Below are 16,436 nucleotides of genomic sequence, written 5' to 3' on the forward strand. Positions count from 1 at the left end.
AATTTTATAATATATTTGTAGATTTAAGTATAAAAAAGGGTTAAGTTGAAAGGAGTAGAATATGGATAGTGTTAATTTAAAAAGGTATAATTGCGATATAAACATGGGATTAAGTAGCGTACAACTTCAAAGTAGAATAGATGATAATTTAATTAATGTATTTGATAATGGAAAAACTAAAACATATAAACAAATTTTTAAAGATAATGTGTTTACACTTTTTAATCTCATAAATATTGTTTTAGTTTGTCTATTGGTATCAGTTGGTTCTTTTAAAAATACTTTATTTATATTTATTGCTGTAATTAATACTATTATAGGAGTAATTCAAGAAATAAGAGCCAAAAGATTGTTGGACAATCTATCTGTCATAGTTTCAAATAAGGTATCTGTTATAAGGGAAGAAGAGAAAAAAGAGATTGATGTACAAGAATTAGTATTAGATGATATTATGATTTTAAAAACAGGGAATCAAATTTGTGCAGATTCAAAAGTTTTAGATGGAAAATTAGAGGTAAATGAATCTTTAATTACAGGCGAATCTGATATTATTATAAAAAATGAAGGTGATTTCTTATATTCTGGTAGCTTTGTAGTTTCTGGAGAGGCTTTTGTGAGAGTTGAAAATATAGGAAAAGATAACTATGCAAATAAGATAGCCAATGATGCCAAGATTTCTAGAAAACATAATTCTCAGCTTAGAAATTCATTAAATACAATATTAAAAGTTGTAGGTATAATAATTATTCCTCTAGGGATTATATTATTTGTAAAGCAACATTTTGGAAATGGAGATTCTATAACGACATCTGTAGTAGGTACTGTGGCAGCTGTAAATGGAATGATACCAGAGGGATTGACATTGCTTACAAGTATTGCTCTAGCTGTAGGAACTATAAAGCTTGCAAGTCATAAAACTTTAGTGCAAGAATTATACTGTGTAGAGACTCTTGCTAGAGTTGACACATTGTGTCTTGATAAAACAGGTACAATTACAGAAGGTAAAATGCAAGTTGATGATGTAGTAATGTTAGACGAAATAGATATTGATGATATAATGGGGAATATATGCAATTCCCTTAAGGATGATAATGCAACAATAAATGCAATAAGAGATAAATACAATATTTTAGATACTTATAAAGTTAAAAGTTTAATACCATTTTCGTCAGAAAGAAAATACAGTGGAGTAGCCTTTGAAGATAAAGGTACATATTTACTAGGGGCATTTGAGTTTATTTTTAAGGATAAACATAAAGAACTTAAAACAGAGGTTGAAAAATATTCTAAAAAAGGCAATAGGGTAATAGTTTTAGCTCATAGTAATTCTTATATGGAAGAAAATCATATACCTGAAGATATAAAGCCACTAGCTTTTATTTTAATTTTGGACAAAATTAGAGATGAGGCTAAGGAAACTTTAGAATTTTTTTATAATGAAGGCGTAGATATAAAAATTATATCTGGAGATAATCCAGTAACAGTAAGTGAAGTGGCTAGAAAAGCAGGTCTTAAAACGGCTAGTAATTTTATTGATGCAACAACACTTAAAAGTGATGAAGATATATATGAGGCAGTTGATAAATATAGTGTTTTTGGAAGGGTAAGCCCTCAACAGAAGAAACAAATGATTTTGGCATTAAAAAAACAAAATCATACAGTAGCTATGACTGGAGATGGTGTAAATGATGTGTTAGCGCTTAAAGAAGCTGATTGTAGTATAGCTATGGCGTCTGGAAGTGATGTTACTAAAAATGTTTCTAATTTAGTATTGTTGGATTCAAATTTTGCATCAATGCCAAAAGTTGTTATGGAAGGAAGAAAGGTGATTAATAATATTCAAAGAGCATCTTCTTTATTTTTAGTAAAGACAATTTTTTCATTCTTCTTGTCACTATTAACATTATTTTTCTTTAGTAGACAGTATCCATTCGTACCTATACAATTATCACTGATTGGAGCTGTAACAGTTGGTATACCATCATTCTTCTTGGCTCTTGAAGCAAATAAAAGTAGAATTTCAGGAAGTTTTCTACTTAATATATTAAAAAATGCTTTGCCAGGAGCACTATGTGTGACAGTAAATGTAATTATTGTTTACAATATAGTTGAATACTTAGGTTATAGCTCAAGTGTATTTTCTACGATGTGTGCGATATTAACTGGTGTATGTGGTCTTTTAATATTAAGACAACAATGTTTACCATTTAATAAAGAAAGATTATTTTTAATTGTAAGTATGACCATTGCATTTGTTATTGGAATTCTATTTTTGGGTGGATTATTCTCATTTGTAGCATTAAGTAAAGAATTAATTCTTATAACGATGGCATTAGCAGTATTAATGCCAATTATGATAAAAGTAATGCTGTTCGTATTAGATGAGATATTAGATACAATAGTTCCAGATTTAAATTAATTTTAAGATTATATAAAAAAGAGCAGTTTTTCAATAAACTGCTCTTTTCAGATGTGTTTAATTTTATGTAAGAATATGTATGTTTATTAATCGACTATATATGAGCAACAGTAGTCAACAACTTCGTTAACCTTTAAATCGAAACTTGAATCGCTAGGAACATTAAATTTTTGACCTTCTTTATAAGTTATAAACTCATTACTTCCAGGTAACTTTACATCCATACTTCCAGCAAGCATCTCCATTATTTCTTCTTCTCTAGTAGAAAAAGTATATTCTCCAGGTAACATTAATCCTAGAGTTTTTCTTTCTCCATTAGGGAATATTATTACTCTACTACTTACTTTACCATCAAAATAAACGTTTGCCTTCTTTACTGCAGTAACATTTCTAAACTCACTCATTAGATAAAACCTCCAAAATTATTTGTACATATATATTATATAAAAATACTGCAAAAAATGCTACATATTTACAAATAAAATTTAGTATTTCTTAAAAAAATTAATAAAATTAAAAAATGAGGAAAAAAATATAAATATTTATGGAAAAATTTACATTATATTATGCTATTGACCCTATATTTTTCCAAATATATAATATGAGAAGTGCTTAAGGTATGAACTTTATACCACACATTAAAAACATAAAGATAAGATATAATCTAAATATGCAATCTAAAATTTATAGATATAGAAATGGGGTATAAGTTTGTCAAAAAGGATATTAGTTATAGAAGACGATATAGATATTCAAAATATAATAAAAACATTTTTAGAAAATACAGGATACACTATTATAACAGCAAAAGAGGGGCTTGATGGTATTGAAAAGTTCAAAAAAAATTACTTTGATTTAATTTTAGTAGAGATACTTATGCCAAAGATAGATGGTTTTGTAGTTTGTGAAATGATAAGGAATGAATCTAATATTTCTATTTTTGCTTAAAAAGTCTTACAATAGCAGTTGCATATCTTTTAACAGTTACAGTTGTAATTGCAATAAGTTTTATTTTTTACAATAGATTATTTCAATTTAATGATTTTGAAACTCTTGTAAAACCAATACTACTTATTTTAATACCGTCAGTATTATTTGTATCATGTGTAGGTATGTTTATTGGAAATATAAATGGAAACTTACTATATATTTTTATTCCAATAATATTTCTTTTAACAAATTCCAATGCATTATCTATTATATCTGGTAAGAATCTTATAAACGCTGTAATAGAAAATAAAGTTGGAGATAGGATGGGGAATCTTGCATTTGATGTGCCAGTGGAGTTTTTAATAAGTAGAATAGTTCTTGGGGTTATAGGTTCAATCTTAATACTTAGTGTATGTAAAGCATACAACAAAAGTAAAGCTTAAGATTACTTATAAAAAGAGTTATTAATTCTATAAGAGTATAAGTAATCTTGCTCAATATCTAGATGAATATAGATAATCTTAAATGTGAAGAGTAGATTATAGCAAAGAAAATTATATTAGTGAAGAGATGTTACACTCACTAAAATTTATAAATAAGCTAAAAAAGAGTATATTTTAACCTATAGTTTTAGGTTTAAAAGATACTCTTTTATTCATAGTAGTTATGTAAATCAAACAGTTTATATGAATAAATTTCATATAATTAAAATTTTTGTTATAATTCTATATTAGGTTCTTCAATTAATTGTCCACATACATATCTATGAATGATATTTCTATCATCACCAACATAGATAAATCTTTCAAGTCTTTCAAGTATAGAATAATCGGCATGATTTAAATCTGAATCATCAATAATTAATGCATCAAAATCATAATCTTCTTCAAAGCTACCAACTTTTCCAAAAAAACTTCCTCCACTTTTAGTTGCAATATAAAAAGCTTCAGATAAAGATAAGAAATTACACTTCTTACCAGAATTTACCCAATATAATTTAGATAACTGTATTGCAGATACTATAGCTTTAAATATTGACAAGGTATGCCCACCACTTATATCTGAACCAAGAGCTAATTTAATATTATTATCAAGTAATTTTCTAATAGGCATAGCTCCACTACCAACATTAAAGTTAGAAGCTGGGCAGTGAACTGCCATAACATCATTTTCTCTCATTAAATCTATTTCTTCCTGAGAGCAATGAATACAGTGAGCCATTAGTGTAGGAGTCTGACCAAATAAATTATATCTATTGTAGGCATCTCCATAAAATTTAGATTTAGGCTCTAAACTTTTAACCCATTCAATTTCATCATGATTTTCAGATAAGTGTGACTGTATAGGAATATTATGCTTTAAACATAAATCTCCTAAACCTTTTAAAAGTTCACTTGTACAGCTTGGTATAAATCTAGGAGTTATTATTGGTTTTACAATAGAATCTGTATCATTGTATTTGTTTATAATTTCTTCTGTATCAGCAATAGAATCATAAGTATTTTCTAATAAGGTGTCAGGGCAATTCATGTTCATATTTACTTTACCAACATATGCTCCAAGTCCAACCTCTTTAAATATATCCATAAGTTTCATAGAAGCTTCCTTATGCACTGTAGCAAATACAGTTATTCTTGTAGTTCCAGATTTCCAAACTTCTTTTACAAATTTTTTATACATTTTTGTGGCATATTCTATATCTGCATAGTTTGATTCTTCTGGAAATGTATAAGTTTCAAGCCATGGTAGAAGTTCTTTATCCATAGCCATTCCTAGATTTTTAAATTGAGATGCATGACAATGAAGGTCATTCATGCCAGGTATTATGAGTTTATCAGTGTAATCTACAATTTCTAGATTATTATATTCTTTAGGTATTTCTTTAAATATTCCTTTTACCTTGCCTTTATCCAGTATAATGTAACTATTTTCAAGTACTGTGAAAGTGTTTGAAGTTTTTGTGAAAATTATATTTCCTTTTATTGCCTTTAACATATAAGTCTCCTTAGTTTCAAATTTGTTAATTTTAATATATGTAGGTTATTTTTGGTTTTATAAATTAAAATTTTACCATATGTATTATATCAAATCTGAGATATAAATACTATTATATAATATTAAATAGTAGTGAAAGACAGTTGTTTAGTAGTATATCTTAAGATACATATCACTGACATTTGGCTGATATTTAAGAAAAATATGACGTTAACTGATATTTGACTGACACAAAACTGAACATTATTTGAAGAGAACATTGTTTATATTCTCAGATGTTTCTTTATCTATTTCATCTAAAATGTGAGAATATCTATTCATAGTTATTTTTATATCTCCTAAGTATTTGATGTATCTATCAATTACAGCGATATTGTTTGGAGTAACAAATTTATTGTTGCTTATAGTCGATTTTAATTAAATGTTTTTCAGTATCTTTTTTCTTATGAAGTCTAATTTAACATACATAAGAACACCATCTTTTAACTTAAAAGGATTATTTAATTATATTTTATAACAAGTGCAAAATTTTTTCATAGTTTATTAAAAAATAATCTATTTATGATATAATGAAAATATAAAAGTTTTGCAGTGTTCGATTTTTTCGATGGTTTGCTTGTAGTCATTGAAATTACTGCACTATAGAAGTTTTTATGAAGTGTCAAAAAACACTATTGGTCGGTCACTGCAATTTTAAAAAAATTATGTGGATTGAAGTATTGAAAATGCTCAATTTATTTTGGGGTTTTATATTAACTAAGTGGTATGTAAAGGGCTTAAAAAAATCTAAAATTATAGAAGTAAAATAAGTTTTATATTAACTAAGTGGTATGTAAAGTGAAATGTCGCATACTTATCTGTTGTTGTTCTAGTTCGTTTTATATTAACTAAGTGGTATGTAAAGAAGATTCTGCTTACATTGAATAGAAAAAACTGTTCGTGTTTTATATTAACTAAGTGGTATGTAAAGGTGGAAAATTTTAACTTTTTATTTTATAATATAATAGTTTTATATTAACTAAGTGGTATGTAAAGTTTCGGGTCTAAAAGATGTGGCTGGAAATGTAATGAGTTTTATATTAACTAAGTGGTATGTAAAGGTCATAAGAGATTCGAGCCTTTTTGCGGGGCTTAATCGTTTTATATTAACTAAGTGGTATGTAAAGTTTTTTCTTCCAAAAGTTAAATTTATTATATCTAGTGTTTTATATTAACTAAGTGGTATGTAAAGGCAATCATTCCGACTAAGTATGGCATTGAAAAACTAGGTTTTATATTAACTAAGTGGTATGTAAAGTTAAACAATATGTAAATTTATTAATTCTGATTAGCAAGTTTTATATTAACTAAGTGGTATGTAAAGGGCGTACCAGAATAAAAATAAATCAAATTTAAACCCCGTTTTATATTAACTAAGTGGTATGTAAAGTAGCCGAAGCAGTCTCTAAAAGCTGGTCGTCCCCATAGTTTTATATTAACTAAGTGGTATGTAAAGTCTTTCAGAATATCGCTTAATTCTTTTTCAAAGACAAGTTTTATATTAACTAAGTGGTATGTAAAGATTCAAAATAAAATGAATTTTCTTGAATTAATAAAGGTTTTATATTAGCTAATTGGTATGTAAATTCAAGCAAAATTAAATATGGATTGATAAATAGTAAAACATCTATCATAAATATATTAGTATTAAAAAATATTGAATCAAGTCTAAACAATACATTAGTGGAATTGCCAGAAAAGATAAAACAATCTATTGAGAGTGGAGATACCAGCACTGAGAATTTAACAAATCAATTAACTTATGCTAATAATTCTATAAGTCAGTTAAATACGGAAATTTCTAAACGTGCAAAATTTGCAAAAAGTAATTGTAATTCTTTTGGTGGTTATGCGAGTTTAAATGTTTCTTTAAACTTCACACCTAATTTTTTATTATTTGCTATATTAATAAGAAATATTATGTATATGTTTATTCTAGTTATACTGCTACTATTGCTGGAGAAATTTATCAAAGCAAAACAGGTGAGATATTTCAAGTTCCACTTAATGATAGTGGATTTACATATAAATTAACAAGTGATTATTCTCAAACTCTAAGTAATGTTGAGTGGATAGCTATTAGAGTATAAAAATCAATATTCTAATGAATAAAAATTAATACTAGAAATTTTTTTATAAGGTTTAGATAATCTCTAAGTCTTATTTTAATACAAAATAAGGTGGTTTTCATGAATTAAGAATTTTTCAAAGAAAACTTGAAACGATATGAGATAACAATAAATAAAAATAATGATGAAATAGATAAATTAAAAGTATTGTGTGAGAATTTAAACACATTTACAAGTATGTTAAAGTTGCTGATTGGTAAAATGATTATAACTCTTGTATGATTCTTTATATTTGCAATACAGAGAGGAACATTTTAATTAAGATGTTAAGAAATGTATCATTTAGTAAACTTCATACCCGAGCATTTACTAATTTTAGTTGCGGCTCCTTATGTTTTACGAATTGGTTGTAAGAAGTATAAACAGTTAGATAACAAGTATATTCCAGCAGTGTTATTAATACTTGATACGTTTTTCAGTGTAATGTTAGAATTAAATGCTACTGAGTTTTACAAGGTGTAATTTATTGGGGTATATCAATAGGTATAAATCAAACTTACAAATGGTTAAAGGAGGAAAAAACAATGAAAATAGCAATAGTACCAGGGCATACACTAACAGGTAAAGGAACAGGAGCAGTTGGTTACATAGATGAAGGAGCAGAAAACAGAATACTAACTGATTTAATTGTTAAATGGTTGAAACAAGGTGGAGCAACTGTATATACTGGGAAGATAGATAAATCGAATAATTATCTATCTGAACAATGTCAAATAGCGAACAAACAAGACGTAGATTTAGCAGTACAAATTCATTTTAATGCAAATAACACAACTCTAGATACAATGGGTACAGAAACGATATATAAAACTAATAATGGTAAAATATATGCTGAGAAAGTTAATTCAAAATTGTCAATAGTGTTTAAAAATAGAGGTGCAAAATCTGATGTAAGAGGTCTTTATTGGTTTAGTCATACCAAAGCCCCTGCAATATTAATCGAAGTATGTTTTGTAGATAGCAAAGCAGATACAGATTATTATATTAAAAATAAAAATACGATTGCAAAGTTAATAGCAGAAGGAATATTAAATAAAAATATAAATGATAATTCAGAGGATAAGCAGATGTTTAAACATACAATAGTATATAGTGGAGATGATAAGGTATCAGCAGATATCTTAGGATTATATTATAAGAGAGCAAAAGAAAATTATCTAGTTATAGATATAGAAGACTATAAACCATATAGAACACAAAATTTGTATGTAATTGGCGGGATAGCTTGCAATAAGATGAAAGAGTTGGGTAAGACTACAGGAGAAAAATTCACAGAGATTTATTCTGATGATGTATGGTCAACAATGGATAGAACTAGAGAGTTTATAAAAGAAAAATTGTAAGTTATAAATATTTATTTAAATATATATGCGGAGAAGAAGAATTTATATTAAAATAATTTTATGCACTTTTAATTATAAGTGTGATTATTAAAATTATAAAAACACATATTTCTAGAAAAAAACATGGGTTTTGACCATTTATACACTTTTGATGACAAGTTAGACTGAAAATATTGAATATTTTGAAAATTTTATTTATTATTAAAGATAAAGATAAACATATATAAATAAATATATATTTAATTTTTTTTAATAAAATTAAGAGGTGATTTTATGAATTTAGATTTTCACTATTATGGTACATATCTTGCAGCTAAAATAGCTGGCTATAATGATTCTGAAGCAAATACAATAGCTTATTCTGCTCAATATGTGGATGAATCAACTAAGAGTATGATTCTTGAAGATGTAAATTTTACACTCCCTACAGTACAGACAACTTTAGAATTTGAAAAATATTATGCAGACTTTACTTCATGGGGTTATAAATGGAATCTTGATAGTTTGAATGAAATAAGAAAAGTATGGATACCATTTCATTTTTTACCTGGAAATTTAAACAACCAATATAACTATAATGGAGTTAAAGAAAGCACAGGATTTACAACAAACTGGAAATTTAAAGATGGAGATGAAAGAAGATTTAGATTAATGTGTTTACCAAATAGTGAGACTGTGTCTGCTATTATAAATGACCTTATCTATTTTCATAGTACTGAAGAATATAAATTACAATTTATTGGAATGAGAATGCATGTACTTGCAGATACATGGGCACACATGTATTTTATTGGAAGACCTGAATGGTATATTAATGATGTTAAAGAATTTATAGCAGAAGAAAGTAAATACATAGAAGAAACTAAATGGACTAAAGCAGAAGAATATCGTAATGGTAGCTGGCATGCTATTAATGTTTCTGGTACTCCTGGAGTTGGTGGATATGAAGGAATTGCATATCTTGGACATGGAAGAATGGGTCATATACCAGACTATGGATATCTTAATTACAGATATGTTCCAAATTGGAGTTGTACTGATGATAAAGTGAAGGTACAAAAAAATAATCAAGATAATTTCTTTAAAGCATTTTGTCAAATGGTATATGCACTAAAGTGTATTAAGAATGGTACTGATTTTAGCCTAAATCAATATGAGAGTTTAACAGAAAATCAGAAAACAGAAGTTAAAAAAGTAATAACAACTAGAAAAGATGACCAGTCAGATGCATGGAAAAAAGCAATAAAAGCTTTAGGATATAGTTCTTTAGATAAATTTGATAAAAACAAATGGAAAAATGAATTTGAAAAATCTTCTAATAAGCAAAAAACAAACTATTATTATTTTAATCTAGTAGCCAAGAAACATATAGATTATGTAAATAATTTCTTAGAAGAAAATAGATTGAAATTAGATGAAATGTGTAGTGAATATTGTGAATTCAAGACTTTTGATGACAACCAATTTGCTAAAAATAGAAATAAATTAACAAAGATTATACTTAGAGGAGCTTTTATAGTTGATGCTATACAGTTTGTGTATGATGGAAAATACAAAACTCAACTACATGGAGAACCTTTTGGAGGTAGCATAGTATCTATGGATTTAGATACAGATGATTACATAATTAAAATAAGTGGTTCTATAGGATGGTTTACTGGTTTATCTATACCAGCTAGAACAATAGGTAAAATAACTTTTTTAACTAAAAAAGGAAAAACTATAACAGCAGGAGAAGAAAGAGCATTTAAGAAATATGGAAACTTTACTCTGGAACCAGAATCTGGTAAACAAATATTTGCCCTTCAGGGCTCATACTCAGTATATAAATTTAGTTCAGAGTATAGCAAGAGATATTTAGACTGTCTAGGGATTGCTTGTATGAAATAATTATATGAGACAATGTTTAAAAGCCATATTAGAAATTTTTATCTAATAGATAGATTAAAGGGTAACAACTATTGTTCAGTTGCTACCTTTTAGAGTGTAGGTATATAAGAAACTAGGTATAGCAATTTTCCAAATAGCAATGATAGTATAAAACATGAGAGAAATATACCTAATATATACCATAATAAAGCATTTAGATTTTTCATAAGTAATCACCAACTCATATGATATTTATTTTTCTTAATCTAAGTATATCAGTAACATAAGTATAAAAAGTATCTAAAATATTACAAATAAAATAATAAAACTAGAAATATGTTTTTTTGTAAAATAAAACAAGAGAACTATATTTTTATTATTACAATTCTCTTGCTTTAAGTTGTTAATCCTTTATATATTCAAAAATTTCTTCTATACTTACATTAAATACATTAGCAATATCAAATGCTAGTTTTAATGAAGGATTATATTTTCCATTTTCTAAGTTACCAATAGTTTCTCTTCTTACTCCTACTAATGATGCAAGTTCTTCTTGATTCATATTATACCTTGCTCTGTATTCCTTAGTTTTTGAACGAATTATCATTATTCTAATCCTTTTCCTTCTATATGCTGTAAGTATGCAAAAATTCCTATAAAACTAATCATTGCTACAGAAAAACTAATTCCTAGTCCATTTTCTATATTAGAACTTTTGTGTGAAACAATAGATATAATCATAGATGCCGATAATGATGTAAGTGTTAAGAAGAATGCTGGAGTTGCTGCTTTTCTTAAATTTTCTTTAAATAATTCATCTGGCATTATATTAAAGTATCTAAAAAAAACAAAAAATGCACAGAAGCTAATAGTATGTATTTCACCAGTATATAATATACCGATTAGACCTAGAAAACCTAAGAATCCTAAAAATCCAAGCTTATTTAGTTCTTTAAAATTTTTCATTAATAATTCCTCCTATATTATAAAATGTGATGTATTTTTAACTTCTTGTTAAGAATATATAACATTTTATAAATGTTGACAATATAAAAAATAAATTTTGCATAAAAATAAAATATTAAATGGTGTATAGTAAAATATTTTATAAACATTACTTATTTATGTTATTAATAAAATAAGTAGTTTTTTTATTATTTAAAAAGAAATACATAAAACTATAGTAAAGGTTGTAACAATAAAATGAACCAAAATTATCATACTAAAATACGAGAGATAATTATATGTATAAGATGTAGGGAATTCATATAAAATATGTGGATAAAATATTTTACTGACAATTAACTTAGGAAAAAAATATAAGTGTAAAACGTTGAAAATAAACATTTATAGAGATATATGTTTTATAGTTATTACAATTAAATTTATATTAAAAGAAAAAAATTATAATTTTATTAAAAATATGCTAAAAATCCATCTAGAATATATAAAAGAATTAAAAAATAAAAGTGCATTAGCTATATTTAGTATTTTTGATAACTATAATAATAATATAAAAATTGAATCTTGAAGAATCTATATATTTTGCTAGTAAAGGTATATTTTAAAAAGATAAGCAAACAGTATATAAGCAATAATAATAAGTATTAAAAAAGAGTGCAAAAGCACTCCAATTGTGAGAAATATATACATAAAATCATTATTACAACAATAAAATGTACATATAAGAGACATTTTGTATTTATTTTACATGATAACATATTAATGTTAACTAGATGTTTATCATAGTAACATAAAAGAAAAAAGGAGTACTTCATACTCCATTTGTCAAAAATATAAAACTTTTATATAAGATTATTATAACATAATTAATAAAAGTGTAAAGATATATAATAAATTTGTAATGTTAAAGAAAAAAGATAAGTCCTATTTAACAGGAATTATCTTTTTGTATAAGGAATCATTATCCGATTCTTAAACAACTTCTCTAAACTGGGTAATAATTTATTATTACTGTTTTCAGTGTTTTTTCCCCTTTATTATGGTATGTATGTACTGATTCAGCTGAAAAACAAATAGAGTCATTCTCTTTAAGTTTATAAATACAGTCATTTACTTCTAATTTTAATTGCCCCTCTAAAATCATAATGTATTCTTGTGATTTTTCAGAATGACCAACAGATGTGTAACTATGACCTTCTTCTAATTCCATTTGAAATAACTCGAAGTTTCTAATTGGTGTATTGGGATAATAACAATAAAGACGATAATCTTTATTTTCTGAAACTTGTACATCTATATCAGCTTTTGAAACAATGAAAGTTTCATTTTGAGGTTGGTCAAGTATTGCAGTATATGGAACGTTTAGTCCACTTGCAATTTTCCAAATTGTATTTACTGTTGGATTAGAGTCACCTTTTTCAATTTGTGATAGCATGACTTTACTTACACCAGATAATTCGGCAAGTTGACCTAGACTTAGGTTACGTTCATTACGTAATCTATTTAAATTTTTAGCAATAATAGTATTAATACTCATATTAACTCCTTAAAATGTAAATTATTGACAAATATAATTTACGAATGTATAATTTATTTAACGTTATTTATAATTTACAAAGGTATAATATAACGAACGTTAAATATACTACACATCCGTAATATAAATTATACTGCATAAAGGATTGCTTTTCAACGGATGATAGTTGAGAAACTAAGGGGGAATTGTAATGCGTGTACTTAACAATGTTACAGAGGCTATAGGCAATACTCATATGTTATGTTTGTCTAAAATAACAAAGGAATTTGGAGTTGAAGGCAAAATTTATGCAAAGATGGAATATTTAAATCCAGGATTCAGTAAAAAAGACCGTGTAGCGTTACAGATGATTACAGAAGCAGAAAATGCAGGGTTATTAGCTCCAGGTCAAGCAGTTGTGGAATTAACAAGTGGTAATACAGGAACAGGATTAGCAATAGCTTGTGCATGTAAAGGTTATAAATTTATAGCATGTATGTCAAAAGGAAATTCTATGGAAAGAGCAAGAATGATGAAAGCTTTAGGGGCAGAAGTAGTTCTTGTAGACCAAATGCCAAATTCAGTTCATGGACAAGTATCTGGTGAAGATTTAGCACTTGTAGAAATTGAGGCTCAAAAAATAGCAAAAGAAAGAAATGCATTTAGAGCAGACCAATTCAATCTAGAAGCTTGTAACCATGCACATGAATGTTATACAGCAGAAGAAATGTGGGAGCAATTAGATGGGAATATCGATGTATTTGTAGATTTTCTTGGAAGTGGTAGTACTTTTGCTGGTTGTTCAAAAACACTTAAAAAACACAACCCTTCTATTAAATGCTATGTAGTTGAACCTGAAACGGCAGCAATTTATTCAGGTAAAGAAATAACTGACCAAGGGCATAAAATACAAGGTGGAGGTTACTCTATGGATTTGCCACTAGTAGACAAAAAACTTATTGATGGATATATTCAAGTTACAGATGATGAAGCAACTGATGTGGCAAGAAAATTGGCTAAATTAGAGGGCGTATTTGCAGGTTTTTCTTCTGGTGCAAATGTATGTGCAGCAATTAAGCTATTAAAAAGTACAGAAAAAGGGAAAAGTATAGTTTTAACTCTTAATGATAGTGGTCTAAAATATTTAAGTACTGATTTATATGAAGAATTATAATAATATTAGAACGATTGATTCTTAAATTAAATATATAGATTTAAATTATAAAAAGTATCTCAATATAATTTTTTGAAATTATAAAGGAGATGCTTTTTATTTTATAAATATATAATATTATAAGTGTAATAGTAAAAATATTGGAAAATGAATTTAAGTTACAGAGAGGTATATATTGCAACTATTGACTTAGTCTGAGGATGGTTACATAAAGTTATGAATAAAGGTATTACTATACAATATACTTATCTATTTATATTTATGTTCAAATTTTGGTGAAATAATTAGAACTTATGAGAAAGATAAGAATAATAAAAACTGTTGTAAAGATTAAGTAAAAAAATTACTAAAAAGATTTTTATATAACTAACTAAAAAAAGGCATCCTGTAGATGTAAATTAGTTTTTGAAAGACATTAACTTCTAAATCAGATTTATACTGTGGCAATATGAAAGTATATAAATTTAGCTAGATAAAAGGCTTATAAAATAATTAAGTTAATAAATTAATGTGAGTTTATATAGACCTTCATGATTATTTACTTTTTTTATGCCTGTTTTATCTAATAAAAAATAGATATTATTAGGAGTAGAACATCTATTTTTTATTAGATGTTATAATTAATTATTAGTATAAGTGTATTTTATCTTACAATAATAATCATACAAAATAATAGACTAATACTATAATATTGATGTAATAGTTATAAATTATAAGTTCTTATATAACAAGTTTATATTACATTTCAGATTCTTCATCTGTTCTCTCAATTTTGAAAATAACAGGACGAATACCATCATTACAAGAACATATAGCAATACCTTCCTTATCTATCCAATCTCCATAGTAAAATAATTCACTACCATGAGATAAAGCAAATACATACTGATACATCGCCTTCCATGCTTCATCACATAATTTCTTGGGTTTAGCAAAATCTCCAAAAAATACTTCTCCTACTTTATGCATAGGACATTTTCCAATACCTTTACAGCCATATTTATCTGCTAAATCTTGATGGAATGTAGTTTTTATCACTTCTATTTTACACTTTTTCATAAAAGTCATCTCCTTATAGATTTGTTTATATAAGTATATGTTCTATTTTATATTTAAACAAGTACTTACTTTTAAGTAAAGTACTAACATTTAGGATAGTGTTTTTATTATAAGAGGGGATTAAATGGGCATGAAGACTATAACAACAGGAAAGAAACTAGCATTTAAAAAATATGGAAGTTTTACTTTAGAGCCAGACTTAGGTAAACAAATATTTGTACTTCAGGGTTCATATTCAATATAGAAATTTAGATAAGAATATAACAAAATATATTTATATTGTTTAGGAATTGCTTGCATGAAATAATTATATGAGAGAATTTTAAAAAATCAAATTAGAAGTTTTTATTTAATAGATAAATTAGAAGGTAACAACTAGAGTTAGTTATTACCTCCTTTTTGATAAATTTAAAGTTTATAAAACAATATATTTTTTCCTAATTAAATAATATGACACTATTGTTATAATAGATACTAATATTATTGCAGTTTCAAATTTTCTTATTAATAAACCCATTACTATGTATTCGAATCCTATTAAATAGTGATAAAACATTTCTAGTTTATTAGCTTTTTCTCTATCTATATTTTCATATTTTAATTCTAATTTATCTAAATATTTTTTGTTACAATAATTGGACTTACGTTTAATTAAATATCTTATGGTAATTGCTATTGTAAATGTTATTCCATAACCTAAAAATACAATGCTCCAAGAATTCATAGTATACACATTCTTTAAAATATATTTTGTTAATGTGAAAGTTTTAAAAAATAGTCATTTAATGTTACCTACTTGTTTTGTTTAAAGAATAAAATATTATGCGTATTAGGCTACCTATAAGCACTCCACCAAATAAAAAAGTAAATATCCTAATTGTATAAAAGCTTATTTCTTTTGTGACAATAAATTCATAAGATACACACAAAAGGGCACCAATAAAAAAACCTAGCATAGTACGAAAAGAACTCTTTAAAATATTTTTCATAAATAACCACC

General features: G+C 26.2%; 15 protein-coding genes, 1 pseudogene and 1 CRISPR repeat array. Of the genes and pseudogenes, 9 read left to right on the forward strand and 7 right to left on the reverse strand.

The genetic code is table 11. The features are described from left to right. Nucleotides 1–61: 61 nt before the first annotated feature. Nucleotides 62–2,419 carry an HAD-IC family P-type ATPase gene (locus ACTG48_RS08815; RefSeq protein WP_479918629.1) on the forward strand — a complete coding sequence of 786 codons (2,358 nt, stop codon included), beginning with the start codon at nucleotides 62–64 and terminating at the stop codon, nucleotides 2,417–2,419. 86 nt (nucleotides 2,420–2,505) lie between these two features. Here the strand turns inward: ACTG48_RS08815 and ppnP are convergent, their stop codons facing one another. Beyond that, the gene (ppnP, locus tag ACTG48_RS08820) at nucleotides 2,506–2,823 is read right to left on the reverse strand and encodes a pyrimidine/purine nucleoside phosphorylase (RefSeq protein ID WP_021384444.1); all 318 of its coding nucleotides are present in this window, start codon (nucleotides 2,821–2,823) and stop codon (nucleotides 2,506–2,508) included. Nucleotides 2,824–3,130: 307 nt separating this feature from the next. Here ppnP and ACTG48_RS08825 point away from each other — a divergent pair, with 307 nt between their 5' ends. Together ACTG48_RS08825 and ACTG48_RS08830 are read left to right on the forward strand one after the other, a co-directional pair. Continuing rightward, nucleotides 3,131–3,367 (forward strand): response regulator, encoded by a 237-nt coding sequence (locus tag ACTG48_RS08825; protein WP_479918630.1) that lies wholly within the window; start codon nucleotides 3,131–3,133, stop codon nucleotides 3,365–3,367. Nucleotides 3,368–3,531: 164 nt separating this feature from the next. Further along, on the forward strand, nucleotides 3,532–3,792 hold the full coding sequence (locus ACTG48_RS08830; protein WP_021384435.1) for a hypothetical protein: 261 nt from the start codon (nucleotides 3,532–3,534) through the stop codon (nucleotides 3,790–3,792). 274 nt (nucleotides 3,793–4,066) lie between these two features. On the opposite strand, the gene ACTG48_RS08835 is transcribed toward ACTG48_RS08830, so the two are convergent. Further along, nucleotides 4,067–5,344: an amidohydrolase family protein gene (locus ACTG48_RS08835; protein WP_021384438.1), complete on the reverse strand. Its 1,278-nt coding sequence runs from the start codon at nucleotides 5,342–5,344 to the stop codon at nucleotides 4,067–4,069. A 744-nt stretch (nucleotides 5,345–6,088) separates the two neighbouring features. Then, nucleotides 6,089–6,970: direct repeats of the CRISPR family, unit length 29 nt; unit sequence GTTTTATATTAACTAAGTGGTATGTAAAG. Nucleotides 6,971–6,994: 24 nt separating this feature from the next. On the opposite strand from ACTG48_RS08835, the pseudogene ACTG48_RS08840 reads away from it, so the two are divergent. The 5 genes and pseudogenes from ACTG48_RS08840 to ACTG48_RS08860 form a co-directional block, all read left to right on the forward strand. Further along, nucleotides 6,995–7,177 (forward strand): annotated as a pseudogene (locus tag ACTG48_RS08840) (hypothetical protein); the annotation flags it as partial. A gap of 422 nt (nucleotides 7,178–7,599) precedes the next feature. After that, a complete protein-coding gene (locus ACTG48_RS08845; protein ID WP_479918631.1) occupies nucleotides 7,600–7,734 on the forward strand; it encodes a hypothetical protein in 135 nt (44 codons plus the stop codon). 51 nt (nucleotides 7,735–7,785) lie between these two features. Next, nucleotides 7,786–7,974, forward strand: coding sequence for a phage holin family protein (locus tag ACTG48_RS08850; protein ID WP_234781106.1), 189 nt, complete (start codon nucleotides 7,786–7,788; stop codon nucleotides 7,972–7,974). Between the two features lie 62 nt (nucleotides 7,975–8,036). Continuing rightward, on the forward strand, nucleotides 8,037–8,855 hold the full coding sequence (locus tag ACTG48_RS08855) for an N-acetylmuramoyl-L-alanine amidase (protein WP_479918632.1): 819 nt from the start codon (nucleotides 8,037–8,039) through the stop codon (nucleotides 8,853–8,855). A 273-nt stretch (nucleotides 8,856–9,128) separates the two neighbouring features. Continuing rightward, on the forward strand, nucleotides 9,129–10,745 hold the full coding sequence (locus ACTG48_RS08860; protein WP_021384473.1) for a DUF6765 family protein: 1,617 nt from the start codon (nucleotides 9,129–9,131) through the stop codon (nucleotides 10,743–10,745). 382 nt (nucleotides 10,746–11,127) lie between these two features. On the opposite strand, the gene ACTG48_RS08865 is transcribed toward ACTG48_RS08860, so the two are convergent. The 3 genes from ACTG48_RS08865 to ACTG48_RS08875 form a co-directional block, all read right to left on the reverse strand. Then, entirely contained in the window at nucleotides 11,128–11,331 is a 204-nt protein-coding gene (locus tag ACTG48_RS08865; protein WP_021384460.1) for a helix-turn-helix transcriptional regulator, read from the reverse strand. Further along, nucleotides 11,331–11,690: a DUF3796 domain-containing protein gene (locus tag ACTG48_RS08870; RefSeq protein WP_021384471.1), complete on the reverse strand. Its 360-nt coding sequence runs from the start codon at nucleotides 11,688–11,690 to the stop codon at nucleotides 11,331–11,333. Before ACTG48_RS08870 ends, ACTG48_RS08865 begins: the two co-directional genes overlap by 1 nt. Before the next feature lie 982 nt (nucleotides 11,691–12,672). After that, nucleotides 12,673–13,224, reverse strand: coding sequence for a helix-turn-helix domain-containing protein (locus tag ACTG48_RS08875; RefSeq protein WP_479918633.1), 552 nt, complete (start codon nucleotides 13,222–13,224; stop codon nucleotides 12,673–12,675). 190 nt (nucleotides 13,225–13,414) lie between these two features. On the opposite strand from ACTG48_RS08875, the gene ACTG48_RS08880 reads away from it, so the two are divergent. Then, nucleotides 13,415–14,377 carry a PLP-dependent cysteine synthase family protein gene (locus ACTG48_RS08880; protein ID WP_021384445.1) on the forward strand — a complete coding sequence of 321 codons (963 nt, stop codon included), beginning with the start codon at nucleotides 13,415–13,417 and terminating at the stop codon, nucleotides 14,375–14,377. Between the two features lie 738 nt (nucleotides 14,378–15,115). Here ACTG48_RS08880 and ACTG48_RS08885 read toward each other — a convergent pair. Both ACTG48_RS08885 and ACTG48_RS08890 read right to left on the reverse strand, forming a co-directional pair. After that, nucleotides 15,116–15,436, reverse strand: coding sequence for a TIGR04076 family protein (locus tag ACTG48_RS08885; RefSeq protein ID WP_021384470.1), 321 nt, complete (start codon nucleotides 15,434–15,436; stop codon nucleotides 15,116–15,118). 415 nt (nucleotides 15,437–15,851) lie between these two features. Next, nucleotides 15,852–16,160 (reverse strand): hypothetical protein, encoded by a 309-nt coding sequence (locus ACTG48_RS08890; protein ID WP_479918634.1) that lies wholly within the window; start codon nucleotides 16,158–16,160, stop codon nucleotides 15,852–15,854. Nucleotides 16,161–16,436: the final 276 nt, after the last annotated feature.

The organism is Clostridioides sp. LIBA-6822 (genome assembly GCF_056688955.1).

Coding starts and splice junctions, on each gene's coding strand:
- ACTG48_RS08865 (WP_021384460.1), bottom strand. CDS start 11,331: ATGATAATTCGTTCAAAAACTAAGGAATACAGAGCAAGGTATAATATG.
- ACTG48_RS08860 (WP_021384473.1), top strand. CDS start 9,129: ATGAATTTAGATTTTCACTATTATGGTACATATCTTGCAGCTAAAATA.
- ACTG48_RS08880 (WP_021384445.1), top strand. CDS start 13,415: ATGCGTGTACTTAACAATGTTACAGAGGCTATAGGCAATACTCATATG.
- ppnP (WP_021384444.1), bottom strand. CDS start 2,823: ATGAGTGAGTTTAGAAATGTTACTGCAGTAAAGAAGGCAAACGTTTAT.
- ACTG48_RS08875 (WP_479918633.1), bottom strand. CDS start 13,224: ATGAGTATTAATACTATTATTGCTAAAAATTTAAATAGATTACGTAAT.
- ACTG48_RS08815 (WP_479918629.1), top strand. CDS start 62: ATGGATAGTGTTAATTTAAAAAGGTATAATTGCGATATAAACATGGGA.
- ACTG48_RS08855 (WP_479918632.1), top strand. CDS start 8,037: ATGAAAATAGCAATAGTACCAGGGCATACACTAACAGGTAAAGGAACA.
- ACTG48_RS08885 (WP_021384470.1), bottom strand. CDS start 15,436: ATGAAAAAGTGTAAAATAGAAGTGATAAAAACTACATTCCATCAAGAT.
- ACTG48_RS08835 (WP_021384438.1), bottom strand. CDS start 5,344: ATGTTAAAGGCAATAAAAGGAAATATAATTTTCACAAAAACTTCAAAC.
- ACTG48_RS08890 (WP_479918634.1), bottom strand. CDS start 16,160: ATGAATTCTTGGAGCATTGTATTTTTAGGTTATGGAATAACATTTACA.
- ACTG48_RS08850 (WP_234781106.1), top strand. CDS start 7,786: ATGTATCATTTAGTAAACTTCATACCCGAGCATTTACTAATTTTAGTT.
- ACTG48_RS08830 (WP_021384435.1), top strand. CDS start 3,532: ATGTTTATTGGAAATATAAATGGAAACTTACTATATATTTTTATTCCA.
- ACTG48_RS08870 (WP_021384471.1), bottom strand. CDS start 11,690: ATGAAAAATTTTAAAGAACTAAATAAGCTTGGATTTTTAGGATTCTTA.